Annotated in this window: 8 protein-coding genes; 3 read left to right on the forward strand and 5 right to left on the reverse strand. The window is 40.4% G+C overall.

Annotated features, from left to right (window positions below; translation table 11 throughout):
* Nucleotides 1-8 precede the first annotated feature (8 nt).
* Complete coding sequence (locus K5G00_RS23320; protein WP_238768907.1) at nucleotides 9-1,643, reverse strand: autotransporter outer membrane beta-barrel domain-containing protein; 1,635 nt, start codon at nucleotides 1,641-1,643, stop codon at nucleotides 9-11.
* Between the two features lie 221 nt (nucleotides 1,644-1,864).
* On the reverse strand, nucleotides 1,865-3,811 hold the full coding sequence (locus K5G00_RS23325; RefSeq protein WP_238768909.1) for a tetratricopeptide repeat protein: 1,947 nt from the start codon (nucleotides 3,809-3,811) through the stop codon (nucleotides 1,865-1,867).
* Between the two features lie 690 nt (nucleotides 3,812-4,501).
* Here K5G00_RS23325 and K5G00_RS23330 point away from each other — a divergent pair.
* The 3 genes from K5G00_RS23330 (at nucleotide 4,502) to K5G00_RS23340 (ending at nucleotide 6,241) form a co-directional block, all read left to right on the forward strand.
* On the forward strand, nucleotides 4,502-5,620 hold the full coding sequence (locus K5G00_RS23330; protein WP_238768911.1) for a DEAD/DEAH box helicase: 1,119 nt from the start codon (nucleotides 4,502-4,504) through the stop codon (nucleotides 5,618-5,620).
* Between the two features lie 32 nt (nucleotides 5,621-5,652).
* Nucleotides 5,653-5,940 carry an RNA recognition motif domain-containing protein gene (locus tag K5G00_RS23335; RefSeq protein WP_238768913.1) on the forward strand — a complete coding sequence of 96 codons (288 nt, stop codon included), beginning with the start codon at nucleotides 5,653-5,655 and terminating at the stop codon, nucleotides 5,938-5,940.
* Between the two features lie 109 nt (nucleotides 5,941-6,049).
* Nucleotides 6,050-6,241 (forward strand): cold-shock protein, encoded by a 192-nt coding sequence (locus K5G00_RS23340; RefSeq protein WP_238768914.1) that lies wholly within the window; start codon nucleotides 6,050-6,052, stop codon nucleotides 6,239-6,241.
* A gap of 302 nt (nucleotides 6,242-6,543) precedes the next feature.
* Here K5G00_RS23340 and K5G00_RS23345 read toward each other — a convergent pair whose 3' ends face one another.
* The 3 genes from K5G00_RS23345 to K5G00_RS23355 form a co-directional block, all read right to left on the reverse strand.
* On the reverse strand, nucleotides 6,544-10,875 hold the full coding sequence (locus K5G00_RS23345; protein WP_238768916.1) for a hypothetical protein: 4,332 nt from the start codon (nucleotides 10,873-10,875) through the stop codon (nucleotides 6,544-6,546).
* Between the two features lie 11 nt (nucleotides 10,876-10,886).
* Nucleotides 10,887-16,349: a hypothetical protein gene (locus K5G00_RS23350; protein ID WP_238768918.1), complete on the reverse strand. Its 5,463-nt coding sequence runs from the start codon at nucleotides 16,347-16,349 to the stop codon at nucleotides 10,887-10,889.
* Between the two features lie 149 nt (nucleotides 16,350-16,498).
* The gene (locus tag K5G00_RS23355) at nucleotides 16,499-17,188 is read right to left on the reverse strand and encodes a LuxR C-terminal-related transcriptional regulator (protein ID WP_238768920.1); all 690 of its coding nucleotides are present in this window, start codon (nucleotides 17,186-17,188) and stop codon (nucleotides 16,499-16,501) included.
* Nucleotides 17,189-17,685 lie beyond the last annotated feature (497 nt).

Raw genomic sequence — 17,685 nt, forward strand, 5'->3', positions numbered from 1 at the left:
TAGCTAAATTATAGTTTATACACAACAAAAGAAAAATCGCAATCGGAGTATGCATCAAGTTTGGTATCCCATGTTGACACTGTAAAGTAGCTCGTGTTCATTCCCATTAATTTTGTCAGAATATAGGAAGAACCTCCGGAACCCGTAACCTGAATAACACAACCGCTCCCCAGGTTGTCGATTTCAATTTTATATTGCCCGGTGGATAATCTGGAAGCCATTGAAATATTTGATGTTCCGTAAGATAAATTGCCGGCACTCGTTATATAACCATAAGCAAACGGTAACATGTTTGCAGTTCCTGTGTTTTTCTGGTGAACTTCGTTACTAACCAGGATATCTCCATCTGTTTCAACTTCCAGACCGACTAATTCGGTGCTTAATGTTGCATCTATTCTAAAATTCGATGAGCCCCTGTAAAGGCCTGTGGTAAATGTTCCCGAAGCATCTGCATTTCGATAGTCAACACGCGCATAGTAATTTTGATTTGCTCTGTCAATGACCAGATTCCCATTATTGTTTGGTGCACTTATTCTTACAATTGCGTTGTCTGCTGTATTTATGATATCCAAATCAAATGTTGGAGCAGCCCCAATTCCAACATTACCTGAGGTATAATAAATGTCATCACCATCTTGTGTCCATGTTCCGAAGGAGGACGCTGCCCAGGAGGCCAATCCGTTTGCGTCGGATGTCAGCACTTTTCCGGCTCCCTCGGTGCCGTCTTTAATTACAATCTGACCATCAAGGTAAACAGCTGTTCCGGTATTATTCTGGGCATAAATGGTTGGAAAAGTGGAACTGCTGCTGACAGCTTCAAGGCTTATCAAACCATCTCCCCAAATTTGTAATGCACCCGAATCATCGGCCGGATCGTGATTGATTCCAACTTTCCCTCCAAAATAATTAATTCCTGCTGTACTGCTTGTCCAGGGACTCACACTCCCGGTAGGTAAAGTCACGGTATTTCCACCCGAAATAGAAAGATCATTTCCCGAAATAGCAAGTGTCTGATTATCGATGAGTCCTCCGTCAATACTCAACGGGCTAGCTGTAGTTCCATCTCCCGATAAGGTAGCATCGCTGATCACAGTTTGTGTTCCCCAGTTATCGCCACCGCCCGACGATGGCAGAGTAACTGTTCCTCCTCCATCAGACAATGTCAGTAGGGTTCCGCTTAAACTAATGGTCTGAAGTTCATTTGTAGCATCAGCATCGGCATCATCTACCTTGTCAACTTCTACGGTTTGCGCGTGAAAAGCATAAGGTACAGAAAGAAGCTGTGAGGTTCCCATGTGTGTATAAGTATTTCCTCCTTCAGCATCCAGTTCAATTTTAATAAAATGAGGTATTGCTCCCCAGCTGTCAGGAGAAAAAGTACCTGTTTCAGAAGTTCCCTGCCCAACTTTTAAACTGACAAGTCCAAAGTTATTGGTTGTTGCAGAATGGGTTTCAGAATAGACTGTTATACCCGATTCAGAGTCTTCCAAAATACTAATTCGAAAGGAAACGTTTTGGTTGGAGACCAGTTCCCCCGACGAATTTCGAACAACTGCCTGGTAATTAAAGGCTGAAGGCACTTGTGCGAATACTGTACAAACCGATATCAAAATCAAAAAAAAGAAAAAGGTAAATTTTTTCATTATTAAGTAATTTTAAAGGTTATTGTTTTGAAAAAGGCTTTTTGAATTAGCTCGTAAAAACGTCGATATAAATTTCAGATTTTATAGATATATATCTATAAAAAAAACGGGACAAAAGCCGGACATCTTGTAACATAAAACCGGACAGGAGAGAAGAAATTTGTTAATAGTTTCAGATTGAGGGTAGCAGTTATTATTACATTAAATGGCGAAATACTTTGTCAGACTGTCAATAAATAGTCAAATAAGCTATCGTTGGACGATAACGAGAGTTTCTTTTTTAGCCGGTATTTTGCTTTCTGTACGGTATCGGTTGAGACATATAAAAGAAGAGCAATCTCTTTGTTGCTTAAATTCATAATGAGGTATGAACAAAGCCGAAGTTCATTTTTTGTAAGGTCGGGATGTTTCTTTTTTAAGTTTCGAAAGTAATTTGGATGGACTTCCTCAAAGTACAGACTAAAATTATCCCAATCAGAATCGGGATCCATCTGTTTTTCTATATCCTTTCGTAATTTGTCTAGTGTTGCCGAACTACTATTTTGAAGTTTAAGCCTGTCGATGTTATCAAGAAATACACGTATGCTTTCGCTTTTTTTGATGGCATAGGCAGCAGCGGTGGTCAGTTCTCTGTTTTTGTGGTCGATTTCTTTTTGCATCGCCTTAATCTCATTCTGCCGGGTGAGCTCATTGGCTTCAAGTTCAGACTTTAGTAGTTGCTTTTCTGATTCTTTTTGTTTGTTTTCGGCAAGTAAACGTTCATTTTGAAGCGCTTTTAGTTCCAACTGCATTTTGAACATATCTTCTTTCTGACGATGAATAAGCCTGTTCTTTTTATTGGTTTGAATTCCCTGCAGAATGAGAGAAACAAGTATCAAGGCAACCAAACCGAGTAAAACGATAACAATATTTTTGTTCTTTTGGTTTTTTTTGTTCAACTGGTCTTTGTATTCCAGTTTTTCAATCTTTTGTTTTTGATTTTCTATATCATTGAGAATTGTGAGGTCGGCTATATATTGCCGGTTTTTGTCGTTGGCAATACTGTCTTTGTATTTATTCGCTTCCATAAAATAGCTAAGTGCTTTTTTATAGTTGCTCCTATGTTGTTCCAGTTCCGACAACATATTATAGCTTTTTAAAAGAGCAGCTTTATATCCAATACGTTTAGATATGGCAATCGCGTTCTGAAAGAAAATATTTGCACTGTCGTTTTGATGTTGGCTTAAGTGATACCATCCCAAATTGGTATAGGAGTTCACAATGTAGGTACTGTCGCCGGCTTGTTTTGCCTTTTTTAAGGCGGGAACAAACAAGTTATAAGCCTTATCGTATTCATTTTGAAGCATTGCGATGTTTCCCAGGCTGTTGTAACAAATAGCCTTACCTAAAACAGAATTCAGCTGTTGGTTATATTCTAAGGATCTGTTATGGTAAAATATCGCAGAATCATAATCGCCCAATAATCCGTACGTTTTACCAATATTGTGGTTATCAATTGCCATCCCCAGCAAACTGCCAAGCTGTTCTTCGTATTGGAGTGAGCTTTTGTAGTATTCGATTGCTGATTCATATTGTTCCAACATGCGGAAAAGACCGCCAATTCCTTCGTTGGATATGGCCATGCTTTTAAGCATGTATTCGTCGGTATTATTACTTTCCTGCGCTGTTTTCAATGCACGCATGTAGTATTCCAGGGCAGTTTTCACAGCCGACATTCGTCGGTACACCACCCCCATCATATTTAAAGATAAGGCTTCGAGGTAATCATTTCTTGACTTCAAAGCCGCATCGTAAGCCTGTTGATGATATTGTATAGCTTTTGAATAACTGCTATTGTTGAGTTTATTTTTACCCAACATGTTGAGTACGAATGATTCCGCTTCGGAATTTTTGTTGGCTTTGCTGTATTCCCAATATGTCAACAAACGACTCGTATCTTTGATGATACTTTTTAAAAATTTGTCCGGATCATATATATTTATTGAATTGTTGATGACCCGGTTGTTCAGGCTATCAATCCAGTTATTACCGTTCTTATTGTCTGCATTTGTTTTAATCTGTTCATTTCCCTGACCAGCATTTTTTTCCGGATTTTCAGGGTTTGCCTGGCTAAAGTAGCTTACTGTAAAACAGCAGAGAATCCAAAAAAATCTAAGTGTTAGCGTCATTCATGAATGGTTTTATCTGCAAGTTATGAAAATGTTCAATAGAAGACAATATTTTAATTGAACAGATGTTAGGTTCATTGGTATGATATATAGAAAAATCCTGTTTCTTAATCACGTGTTAAAAGTCAGTACACTCGAAGGAAAACAAGTAAAGGTTTGTATTGAACGTCCGGTGTTCCTTTCCCGATTATAGAATGACTTTATTTTCCCTTATTACTTTTGTTAAAAGATTAGAGATAATAAAGAGAGGAGTAGCCAGTTCCAGTTCGGCAAAATAAGAATTGACTCTATTCATTGTCAGAATTTGTGAAATATATTTTCTAATAAAAGGAAATATTTTTATATGTTATAAGGTTTCAATATTATTTCATACCTTCGCAGCCTTGACAATCAGGTTTTTATTGAAATCGTCTAACGCAATGCTTCGTTTCGCTTCCCGTTTGCGAATCTTCTCATCGTCAATTCGACATCAAAATCAACTTTCTTGTTTAGATTAACAGGTTGCGAAGTGTGCTGCACAAATATCGTGACACACTTTTTAATGTATGATAAAAATTTTTTTCCAGGAGATAAAAGTCAAATTTCGGCATAGTTTGGAGGACATGAATGTGAGTTTATTGCCTGAAAAGTTTGGTGTTTTTACCTGGTTATATTTAAAAAAATCCGTATTTGAATGCGGTCAGGCAAATTATGACATTTAAAGAATTAAATATTTCAGAGCCGATACTAAAAGCTCTGGCAAACAAAAAGTATAAAAATCCTACTCCAATTCAGGAAAAGGCAATACCCCCGGCCCTTGACGGCAGTGATTTATTAGGGATCGCTCAAACAGGTACAGGTAAAACGGCTGCTTTTGCGATTCCAATTATTCAGCAACTCAACCGGCTTCATTTTAATGAACGGAGGCGCGAAGTTAAAGTATTGGTTTTAACTCCCACCCGTGAGCTGGCGATTCAGATTGGAGAAAGTTTTGGAGATTATTCCAGATATACAGATCTCCGGCATGCCGTTATTTTCGGAGGAGTAAACCAAAGGCCTCAGGTCGATAAGTTAAAACGGGGAATAGATATTCTGGTTGCTACTCCGGGACGACTACTCGACCTCATCAATCAAAAGTATATTTCACTTGACAGTATTCGACACTTTGTCCTCGATGAGGCAGACCGAATGCTGGACATGGGGTTTATACACGATATAAAAAGATTGTTACCTATGCTACCCAAACAGAAGCAAACCCTATTTTTTTCAGCGACCATGCCGTTGGCAATTTCTAATCTTTCAAGATCGATTCTGAATAATCCGGTAATAGTTAAAATTATTCCGGGTTCATCAGTTGCGGATAGGATTGAGCAACATCTGTATTATGTTGAAAGACAGAAGAAAAGTCATCTGCTGGTTTCCTTATTAAAACAGGAGCAAACGAAATCAGTGTTGATTTTTTCACGCACAAAACACGGAGCCGACAAAATCGCACGCATATTGAAAAGGAATGGAATTGATTGTGAAGCAATACACGGAAATAAGTCACAAGGAGCACGGCAACGAGTGCTGACAAACTTTAAATCGGGGAGAACACGCGTAATTGTTGCTACTGATATTGCGGCAAGAGGAATAGACATTGCCAATCTTGAAATGGTAATCAACTTTGATTTGCCGGATGTTGCTGAAACGTACGTACATCGGATTGGGCGTACAGGCCGTGCAGGTCAGCGAGGTACTGCCCTCACATTTTGTTCTCAGGATGAACAGATGATGATCCGGAACATACAACGGCTGACAGGAAAAAAACTAAATCGTATATTGGTTTAAAAAGAAGAATATTAAACATTTAAAAAAAAGAGATGAATATTTATGTTTCAAAGTTAAGCTTCGACACAACAAGTGAGAGCTTAAAAGAATTATTTGCAGAATATGGAAAAACGACTTCTGTAAATGTTATTACTGATAGAGCTACGGGGTTTTCCCGTGGATTTGGCTTTGTTGAAATGGCTAATGATACCGACGGTAGAAAAGCCATTGAAGAACTGAATGACACTGTGTTTGAAGGCAAAACAATTAATGTAAGTGTTGCACGGCCCAGAAGCGACAGAAACAGAGGCGGTTGGGAGTATAACAGGAGACAATTTTAACTGACTCCCGTAAAAAGGAAAGTTTTGAGGATTATCTTAATTAATCGGTATTCGTTATTTTATCCCGATAATTAAGTGTAACTTACATCCAACAATTTAATTTTATATCATGAACAAAGGAACAGTAAAATTTTTTAATGAATCTAAAGGATTTGGTTTTATTAAAGATGCGGATTCATCAAAAGAATATTTCGTACACTCATCAGGGTTAAAAGATAACATTGATGAAGGTGACGAAGTAACTTTTGATTTGGAAGAAGGAAAAAAAGGATTAAATGCGGTAAATGTTAAACTTGCTTAGTTTAAAGAATTACATTCAATCATAATTTTATCCCGCACTTTGCGGGATTTTTTTATATACAGCAAGTTGTTGAGGGGGAATGGCAAATAAAATGCTTTCATTTTTACACCAGAAACTCACTTCCCCATTAAAGGTCAATTTATGCCAGATATTGAACTCAAATTAAATGAATTTTTAATTTTTTTTATCAAAAATATTATCTGGTTAATTTATTAATATTATTGTACAAGAGGAGATTAACAAAGCCAGGGGCCGATTCCATTCATATCAAATATAAACAGAATCGGAATTGTATTTTTTTCTCAGCAATCTGTGCAGCAAACATCAGGTACTTTGGTTAGCCGGGATGTTCGCAAAATACGGTGATGTCCCAGTTCATCACTTACCGGGCTTGGTTTTTGCTGAACGTCAACAGCAGCGAATGATGCTGAACGTGCGTTAAACCTTTTTGTAAATTCACGACTGAATGTTGCCTTCTGTTCTTCGCTTAACAGGTTTGCTGTTGTTTGGGCAACCTGTGGCTGGTTTAATCCTGAAATGTGTTCAAAGATGTTATTGATTTGTGGTAGTGTTTCAACCACAACCACACTTAGCGAAGCATCTTTGGGCAATCCAAAAATGGAAAGAAACTGTGTAACTTCCTTATTTGTCCAGACTGTAGTTCCGTACTTCGTAGAGCTTTTATTTTTTCTGCTAAAATCAACAAGCTTAATGACATTGTTGACCGGCGCAACAGATGTTTGTCCTTTTTGTGTTTTTAAGGTTATTTTACTGAGTAACTGTAGTTCCTCCTTGGTATACTTTTGAAGGGCATTTTCTTCTTTTTTATTTTCCACCTGAATTCTCCAGTCCAACGGGCGATCGTCCAGCAGAATGTTCCGGTAGTCGTTGTTGTCTGCCTGTTTTACCTGTGCGTACAACAATGCCCATAATTCAGTTCGTGGCGGATCGGCAGTTACATTTTTACCTTTATGAACTGCGACTGCGTATGGTGCAGTTACCCAAAGTTTGTCCTTGTCGCGGTTGGGCATACATGTAAGTGCCGGAGCCGGGTGTTGAATGCCCTGCGATTTTAATCTTCTGCCAAAACGCCCCTGGGCTGTTGTCCATACTTTTTCCGGTTCCTGACCAGGATTGACTGCAGGCCGTTCAAAATGTCCAACCCTGAATTCATAGGTAAAGAATCCAAACATTTCATCGCTGTTTGCATGTAATCCCGGAGGTAAGGGCAGAATATAATGCTTATCGCTTGATGTACTTTTAACCATTGCTTGCATAGCACTCAATCCTGCCAGATCGTTGGATGATGAAGGAGAAATAATACGTATCAATTCCGGGTCAACGGGTAAAGGAGGCTCTTGCTGGCCAACAAAAAGCGAAGGATGATTATTGCTTAACAACTGGTCGGGTGAATTGACCAGAACCCGTGCAAAATAGGTGTCCTGAGGATCTTCTACCGGATCAGCAAATTCAATCCAGAGAAAACGTTTACGCGATTCAGAATTCTGATATTTTTCATCGCGCACATAAGGAGAAAGTGCAAAGCCGGCTGAAACTATTTTGGGAACCTGGGCCGGCGGAGTCGTAATTGGCAGGGTCATTTCCACAACTACTGGTTCATCCCGTTCTGCAGCATGATCTGCTTTAAATCTGGGTTCAAGCGTGTAAGCAACGTCAATGGTATCAGGAAACGAATTTGCTGCCTGCGGATCTTTCTTGGGTTCCACCGCGTCAATAAATACAATTTGCGTGGAATTTCGTTGCGGATTATCCAATGATTCAAAGGAGGCTGTCCGTATCATTTTTATACGTCCGATTTCAGCATCCTCTTCTTCGGGTTGATTATCGTGGGTAAAACCTTTTGTCCGTATAACTGCAAAACTATCTGTTTCAAGTGCATTCCACATCCAGTCCCTGTCTAATTCAAAATTAATGCAGCAAACCCAGTGGTTAAATAAATCAGATTTTGATGCAAATGTAATCGACGATCCATCCGGTGCTAATGTGTGACGTATACGACTCGAACAACCAAACACAACTCGTTTCCCTTTGGGTGCATTGAGAGTCAGGCCACTGCTTTCCAGATTCAGTTGATCCGCCAGTTGTTTCACATTGGTATTTTGAGTCACATTCTCACTTCCAAAAAACAAAGTAGTTAACCGGCCATCAAAAACAGTGGCAGTGTCCGGTCGCATATACAAGGCCTGTACATTCGGAACTCCCGGAGTAAGCGCCAGCAATCCGGTTTCATCAGTCGATGGTTTGTATAATTCCACGCTAAAGGGTTCCCCATATCTAACATCCATTGTTTTGTCTGCTGCATCAATGACTCCGTAATATGCGCTGGTGTCGTTATCATCGGCTTTGTCTTCACAAACTGCACGAATTGTAAGACGAACGGTTCGGGCTGTAGGTAAAACCAGTTGAGGAAGATTATCAATATCATCCGTAAGGCCTAAATCCTGCACCAGGTTGATTTCAGCGCCCACATTTAATACTTTGTCGGGCCCTTCAATATCCTTGTATTCAATAGGAATATTTAATGTAGCCTCATAATTATCATCGTTGCCATCGATATCCGGGAAAAATCGTTGTGTGGTATATAAATGTACATAATCATCTTTTCCGTTTACACTGTTCAACTTATCCAGTTTCAATGTTTCAATCTCAACAGTGATTTCCACCTGGTTAACATCAGGATCCGCAATTCCCAAACCGACCCTGTGTTCTGCATTGTGACTATGGTTGGCATTGTCGACATCCAGACTCATATTTGACTGGTTTAACAAACGCTGGATCGGGTCAGTGTATTTATCGGTATAAACAACAGCCGGATACCCAAGTTTGGGCCTTCTGATGTTTAATTCATTTAATTCCGAAGGACCGTCGGTGCCTATGACCGGATGCAACTCACCGGGTTGTGCCGTTGGAACGGCTTCAATTTCCTGTATTCGCGGCTGAATGGGAGCGATGTATCTTTTAAACAAACAAGTGGCAATATCAGATGGAGACTCATTCACCGGGTTCAGATTAATCGCCGGAGTACCTCCGCTGAGATCCTGCATACGAACTCTGAACTGGTAAGTCCTTCCGTACCTAAGCTGAACACTAATTGGTCCCGGATTATACATCTGGTTGAGGTTGTTTTGTGCAGCTCCGGACACACCCGTTCCGGTAGTTACCGGATTTCCGTCTTTATCTGTTGCAGGTTGTCCTTCGGGGTCAGCATCCAGATTTGGATTGGTGGTTTGATATACTGTGGCCGCGTCGTTATCAGGTAAAACCATACTATGTCCGTTCCAGTTGGCGAAATACATCGGAAGCCAGTAGGGCTGCATTACTCCTGTAACCTGCTCTGTGCCGTCCAACTGCTGGGGATAAACCTGGTAAGGCAATTCTCCTTCATAACTACCCAGTTGGATAAAATCAGTATTTAAGTTGGGATTTTTAGCTAATGTAAGCGGTTGTTTACTGTTGACAAGGTTTAATGATTCCCATGGATTTTCCGGGTTGCCGGCCTCTGCCATCTGGCGTACATCGATAACATAACCGTGTACTCCAATCGGGGCATCCAGCCTTTTTTCAGGATTTGCTACAGACGGATCAATGCTTAACTGACGCATATACCAGTTTAGAATTTCCACGTCGTTCCATCCCAGGTTAATTCCCGTGTCTTTTACCGGGTAGGAGCCGTCGGCTTCCTCAACCAAAGGATCGCGGTGTGGTGGTTGATGACAGTGTACAATTTTAGCAAATCCGTCATCAAACTCTGCCGTTTCAATAAACAGTTTGTCGTAATTTCCGTCGTGAACGTTTACAACCGGATACAGCAACGATGCAAATACATGTCGTGGCTCGCCCGGAGTTAAAGCCGGAATTCGGGCGGCATATCTTTTAATAAATGTATCATCAGCTGCCTGTTGAGGACTAAAAGAACTTCCCCCAGCCAGATCTATGTATAAAAAACCGCCGTCAGGGAAGGTATCCGTTTCAACGGGAATACTAGCTGAGTAGATAAATCCGGCTCCTCTGGCTAACAGGGGTTGTCTCAGAATGTGTGCAAATACTTTCCCCCAGCTTATTATATTACTGCTTCTTTTAAAACCTTCATAAAATTTGGCACCCTTTACAGCACAATGGTACTGGTCACCGGTAAAGGCGTTTTTGTTTCCGACAGGTTTGTTTCCTGTAGCTCTAAGAAATGATTTAGGAATGTGTTTATATACACTAACCTGCGCCGGTCTTGCTTTTTGAAATTGTCGTTCAGCAGGAATATTTTGCAGGTTTATATTGGAGTTCACCATGCCGAGATTAAAAATTTGCAGGTGATTTGCCATTGCTTCAAATATTTCCCGTGGGTTTCCGGGCGGCGTTGTTGTTAACTGAATCGCTTCGCTGAGCGGCTTGGGTTGGGGTAGAGGATTAACACCAAAACCCTGTAATAACTGAGCTCCGAAAGAAAAGTTCGCATCGGCAAATGCTGCTGTAGCATCCGGAATCTGAGGCTCTTCCCCGACAATAATCGGGTTAAGCGGATTGTGGTCGCGCGGGATGACCACTATATTTATCTGAAGTTCATTCCCGTCAAAAAATTGCGGAAATGTCATTATTGATAATCTTTGATTTGGATTCATAATTGTTGTTTTTAGGCTATTTGACGTTGCTCCTGCCAGGATTCTGTGAAACTAATGTTAATAATAAACGCAATACTGATGTCCAGTCCGAAAGTAACCTGGCACTGCAGATCGGTACGGGAAGCGCCGCCACCCAGTGCTTTTTTTGAATAGGTACCTTTGGCTTCAATCCGTATGGTGATGGAAACAATACCACCTAAAATTTCTGCATGCCCCTCAAACAGCATAAAAGCTGAAACCTGGACGATGCCCGAGGCAATAAAAATTTCGGCTCCAACCACAAACAGTATACTTACATTACCTGCAACCGGAAGACCCACTACGATTTGTGCGCCAAATCCAAACTTCATCCGAAGTGAGGGGCCAATTTTGGTATCGGCCGCAATATCAACATTTGCCTGACCGATGGCATAAACCGTAGCTGCCGAAACCGAAACACACATTACCGATAAACGGGCATAAAACCCTAAAACTCCGCCTGCACTGGGCAACAGTTCATTGGCATCGGTAGTTACTTTTAGCGCTGCATTAAAGTAGGCTCCAATTTTTAATCCTGCCTCAAGTTTGAAAGGTGTATTGGGATCGTTGTATACAGCATCGGGAACAGGAAAACGTATAACAGGTATTTCTTTTGAGGCTTCAAATTTGTATTCCCAGCTACCGGCTTTATTACTCATGGCCAGTTTTAATCCGTTCTGAACAGCCTCGCCGCAATCACCCTCCTGAAGACTCTGTAAAATTTCCAGGAGGTCAACCAATGGATCCAGTTCGGGAGCAAATTCCAAATCCGGTTTCGGGTAAGTTGCTTCTTTCCCGTTTTCCGAATCCCAGTTACCCCGGATTGTCATTAGTCTTTTTATCCCTGCCAGGTCAATCACCAGACCAATATTGTTCATTTTACCTTTCCAGCTCTCGGCTACAGAGTTGATATCAAAATCCAACTCTCCTGATTGTTCAACATTTCCGTTTTTATCTTTTTTGTCGTATTCAATATAAATTCTGAAGTTTCCGTCACCAACGTCAATTAATTCAAACTCGGTGGGTAAATCAAACGCGTCTTCCGGATTATGCAATAACTGAAGTCCCTGTTGTTTGACATTGTTAATGGTATCCTGGATATCCATTAATTCAAAAACGTCTTTCCCAAGATCTTGCAGATTGCTGATGTTAAACGGGAAATTTCCTCCCTTTTTCATCAGGATGGCTTCTCCCAAAACATCTCCGGCAAAATTTTCTGCTTCACCAATATTCGGGAATATTCCTTTGGTGTTGACAATACGAAAAGCGTCAACAAAAAGAGGAGGCGTTTTACTGAGTAATTTTTTTGTATTCTTTTTAAAGGAAGGTGTCAGGAATAACGCTTTCTGGGTGTCGGTACTTTGTAAAAGTCCGTAATTTATGGTATTGCTCACAGGTTGGCGAAGTAGCTCTGCTGGTTCAGCAATTCGAGTTAAGACTTTTGTGACTGGTGTGGCCGGATCAATTTTAACCGTATTTCCATTTTTTACAATTTTCCCTTCTCGAATCACAGGAATACTTAAATTTTCCGGTACCGGGCTGACATCTCCGTTTGCTCTTTCATGTTTCACCATGCTCCAGCTTCCTTCTTTGGGTAACAATACATTCCCTCTTCCTGCCACACAGAATGTCGGGTCTGTACCATTGCCTGCAAAAGAATTATTAAAATCAAAACGACTTAAACGCATCTTTTGAGTGCTGTCCACCAGGTTGACTTCACAATCGATAGAGCCGCCAATAGTACCCTGACGGGTTATCAGGAGACGCAAAGCAGTATTATTAAGCGGAAATCCCTTCGGGCCAAGCTGAACAAAACCCAAAATTCTTTTGGAGGGTACAATTTTTTTATCACCGTCGGAGGTCGGTTTTGTGACCATTCCCGACAGAACACCTTCCACTTCAACATCGGCATCAAAATATACAGGTTGAAGTTCTATGTCGTAATTTTTGGGTGTATTTATTTCAACGCCAAGCTGGTCAACCGATTTATCGAATGTCACATTTTCGTTAAAAGGCTCTACTTCATTGGTTTCAATAATGTTGCTTACGTTATATAATGCTTTTACAAGCCCGGGATGAATTTCAAATTCGGCAAATTGCTCTTTCGAAATAAGTTGCGGCTCCGGATTTTCCGGTGTGCCTCCCGGGAAATTGGGGTTGTTTTCATAGGTAAAATATCTGAAATCAAATTTACCGTCGCTTTCAGCTCTCCATCCGCTGTCGAAACGATATACATAACCACTGTTTACACGGAAAAGCGTGATGGTTCGCACCACTTTTATGGCCCAGGGATACAATATACTTTTTACCTGAATTATCTCGTGAGAACAACGACCAACAAACACATCAAATTTGGCCTGACTTGTTTCGGCAATGGCTGCTTTGGTATTCAGCCAGTTGCTAAACATACTAGCGCCGTAGCCGCTTAAATCCATCCTTGTTACGGGAACGCCACGTTGTTTAAACAATTCAAACGGATAATTGGTGTCGTAAAAAAACTCGCGGTTAAAAATGCTGGTGACACTGCCACCAAGTGTACTGTTTCCGGTTTCGTTTCCTGCAAAATCAAGAATATTATTGATTTGAACCGTCGTTCCCATAAACATTTTGCTGTCGCCTTCACGCAGCGGTATTCCGGCATCCATTTTTAGTTGAAGACCGGAATGTATCTCGTTATCAAAGGATACCTTTAATTTATTTAAGTCGCCGCCATCCCGAGGGACATTGTTGTACACATATTTTTCGCTTAAAAGAGCGACTGATTTCATTCCAAAAGGAAGGGTAAAAAAAGAAAAGGCTTTAAAATCACTTTCTGTATCACGCTTGTCAACTAAAAAACTGGTTACCGGCAAAGGTGCCAGAGGTACTTTGTCAGCGCTGTTGTTCAAAATACGGGTTGGTCCGCCATCGTTTGGATAGTAGTTAAAACCACCCGCAGGATCGCCCGGAACAGGGCCGTCAGGTGGTGGCGCCGGTGGAGAAAGATTAAACACAGGTTCCCATGATATTTGTGGTACAGTGAAAGCTTTCACATTTGCCCCGGCACTTACAACATCCATTCCCTCAACCTGAACAGGGAAAAAGCTGGATACCGCTTCGCCGGTAGCGTTTGTACCCGTAGTTACCCTAAAATCTCTTCGCATAAGCAGGTCGAAACTGATTCCAAATAAATCAGCGTTGGTACTTACATCCAGCAATGCAAACAAATCACGCCGGTACCGAAACGTATCTTTATCCCATTCTTCCTCGTAATCGGGTAGCCTCTTGGGTAAAGCTGCAGCAGATTCCGATGTTGTTGCATCTGTTTCAGTCAAACCCCTGTCGGTGGTCACATTTTTAAACGTGGAGGTAAGTTTGCGTGTCCCGCTCAGTGTGTTGGATAAATTAAGTCCGGAAAGCCGGGACACAGGTGTGTCAGTTTTTGAAATGATACCGGAAACCTTAACAGCTGTAATATTGGTATTCCCAACGGGTGTAACAGGAGATTCCGGTTCGGGATTTGAAGGCTCTTCTGTTTTGGGTGGATTCAGAGAGATATCTCCAAACTGGTTGTTAAGAGAAGCAAAGTGAAAAGAAACAAAAACGTCATCCATTTTATTTTCATCAGATGACACAGACCAGGCTGTGCGACAAACAAGCCAGGCGTTTATCTGCTGGTTCCCTGAAACTCCCCCCGTTATGCCTTTGCTTGTCCCTCGTATTTGTCGTTGAAGCACTCCCAGGTTAGCCGCGTAAGGATCGGGTAACGTTGGGATATAGGCCAGAAGCCCGAATGTGAGAAAAAGGAATCCTTTTTCAACTTTGTCATAATCTTTATTCATGTTTCCAAAAAGCAAACAACCATTGGGTTGTGTTACTTTAAACAATGCATTGGTTAATGCCAGCGCCATTTCTTCGGGAACAACAGGATCCTGATTGTTTATTTGCGCATCATCAAGTATAAGATTGTTATCGTACAAATAGACCAGTTTGTTACTTGTACCGGCCGCGATGATCAACAGCGAATCCAGTGAACGGACCAGCGGCGGCTCTCCATTTACCTTCACCGGACGATCAATCCTAAAGTCGGCATTGGAATAGGTCATTAGTAATTCATTGCCGTTACCATTACTTACATAAAAAAATGGTGCACTGTCAGAAAAGCTGAGATTTACCGAAGTTCCTGTTTGACTTGAATTTTCTTTCCATAGCTTTAAGAGCTGGCTGGCATGCGGATTTCCTACGGCGAGATCAGCAACCAAAATTTGACCCGGGCCAACCAAAAAGCCGGGGGCATTTAACGCAAAACTGCCTCCTTTTAAGCCCGCCCATTTATTAAAAAGTCCTTGCTTGCACCGCACAAACATTTCACCAATACCGGATGCTGCTGTTGGTTGAGAGGTGTCAATTGCAGCCACTGGCAGAACCCACCCGCTTTTTTGAATTGCAGCCTTTTTATTTAGGTCTAAAAAATGAAAATCGGATTGATTTTGTTTGATGGTAATATTTTGTCCCGAGGGTTTAAAAGGAAAAAATATACGCTGCATATTTGTATCGTAAACCGTTTGCTGATTGGCAATCCACTCAAATTTCATTTTTTGTCCGTAAAGACTCCATGAAGCATTCCCTACCTTGTCAATAATTCTTCCGTTTCCGGAGAAATGAAACTGAAGTGTTTCGGGCAATTGCAGCTGGGCATTTCTTGCATCTTTTCCATAAGGACTGGCAGCGTCTGCATCTGTATCCTGTGGCTGATCCAAATTCAACAAAACATTGACATTTGTACTGGAGGCAATGGTAAGTTTATTGTTGATGGTTTGAGGGGCTTTGCTTAAAGTAATTGTTCCGCCGGAAATGGTCAGACCTGCGTAAGTTCCTGCCGGAGCATTGGGAGCTAAAAATTTTGTATTGATCCAGATGCTGCCTTTAACGAGAGAATATGTCCGGGTAAGACTAACCCGTATCGGAATGTTTGGGCGGGCTGTCAGCCTTGGGTTTTGTTTTATTTTAAATAAAAGAACAGGTTCGGCCACTCCTTTCATATACAAAGTGACAAGTTTTTCAATCGGGTAAAAATCATACCAGAGCTGACGGCCATCGGGGCCTGTTAATGGCCCTATACTGTGATCAACCCTGGATCCCGCAGCCCAGTCCGCGACTGAATTGTATAACAACTGCTCCCTCACGGGAACTTCTCTGCGGAAAACTTTGTAACTGGCTTCATTCTTGGTTTTTGTCCGGGTCTTAATGATGGCGCTGATTGATTTTTTCTGAATATCTGAAATCGTGTCATCGGAGAATAAATCGGACTTTTCAATCGAGAATTCTTTTTGTCGCGGTATGGATTGATCTTTCTCAATCACCGATTTCGACAACGATGTTTTTAGCTGATTTAATTTTTTTTGATCTTCTGCACTTTCAATTTTTAAATGCCCAATAAGCCCTTTCAGGGTTGTGGAAATTTGTTGGGTTTCCATACGTCGTGAATTTAATGGTTGCTTGTATATGAGTGTAAATCCCCAAATCGTCCTTCTTTTGCAGATTTACACTATACAAGTTACGATTGGTAATCGTAAAAAGCAATTCCCATTTTTGGGTATTTTCCGAAAGGTTGGATAAATAAAAACTACATCAATATCGATTTTGATGCTTCTTTGATTAACTGTGCTGTATTTTTAACATTAAATTTTTCAATCAGATTTTTTCTGTGGGCAATCGCGGTGTGGTTGCTTATGTATAGTTCATCTGCAATTTGTTTTGAAGAAAAACCTTCCGATATAAGCAATAGCACTTCTTTTTCCCTTTTTGAAATAGCAATATCGTTGTTGGCTAAAGGAGCTTGTTTTTTTATTCCTAAAAAATATTCGATTTGTTCCTTTTGAGAAATGTCATGAAGGTAATTGAGAACGATGCGGTTTTTTTTGATTTGGTGAAAAGTTAGCTCGTGACTGACCCAGTGCCACTTGTTGTAAACATCTTTTATGTGATAGGAAAAGGAGAGTGCTTTGGGGCGTATTTCTGAAATCACTTTCTGATTCCATGAGTCAATTTTGTTCTTTATATTTCCAACTTCAGATGTGCTTATTTTACTATACCAGTATTCCCATCCGCCCCTGATGATCTCTTTCGGTTTATATCCCAATATATTTTGAAATGAATCATTACCATAAAGAAATTTATTTTTTTCTAAATCAAATACACTTATCATCAGGTTATGTTCTTCTTTGCAACACAAAGAAATTTGTTTTAGAAAAGTTTTTATAAGGCCATTGTTTTTTGCCTTTATGCTGGTTGTAGGTTTCTGATTTGCTGACATGACAAACAAGTCTTTATAATAAAAGGTAAACCTTCATTTTTTTAAAAAGTTCATATTGGGCGTTTTTCTATTTAAGTTTTTTTGTTGTTTTAAAAATATCCTCTTTTTGCAACTTAGGTTTTTTATAGGAGGCGGTTTAAAATTGTTTAACCGGTGATATTAAAAAATCATTAGGAGACGAAATGATTGTTTTTAGGCGGAAGTACTTCATGCCCCCCCAGGGATTTTATTCATTAAAGTTTTCTTTGATGCTCTATCTCAGCTTACCTCTTAAATATGCCTGCACTGTTGATTTTTTGAAAATAAGACAGGGGCCTGTAATTTTACAGCACATATCGTTGGTTTTTATACATCGTTTCAGGAGCTGGAAGACAGAAGGCAGATATTAGGTATTTATCATTTCTCTCTTCTGTCTTCCGAGCCAATATGGAATGTTTTTTTGAATTTCATTTTTGATATTTAAACCGATTTATTTTAATACATAGTAATTCAGGTTG

The sequence above is a fragment of the Maribellus maritimus genome, assembly GCF_022267315.1.
Lineage (GTDB): Bacteria > Bacteroidota > Bacteroidia > Bacteroidales > Prolixibacteraceae > Draconibacterium > Draconibacterium maritimum.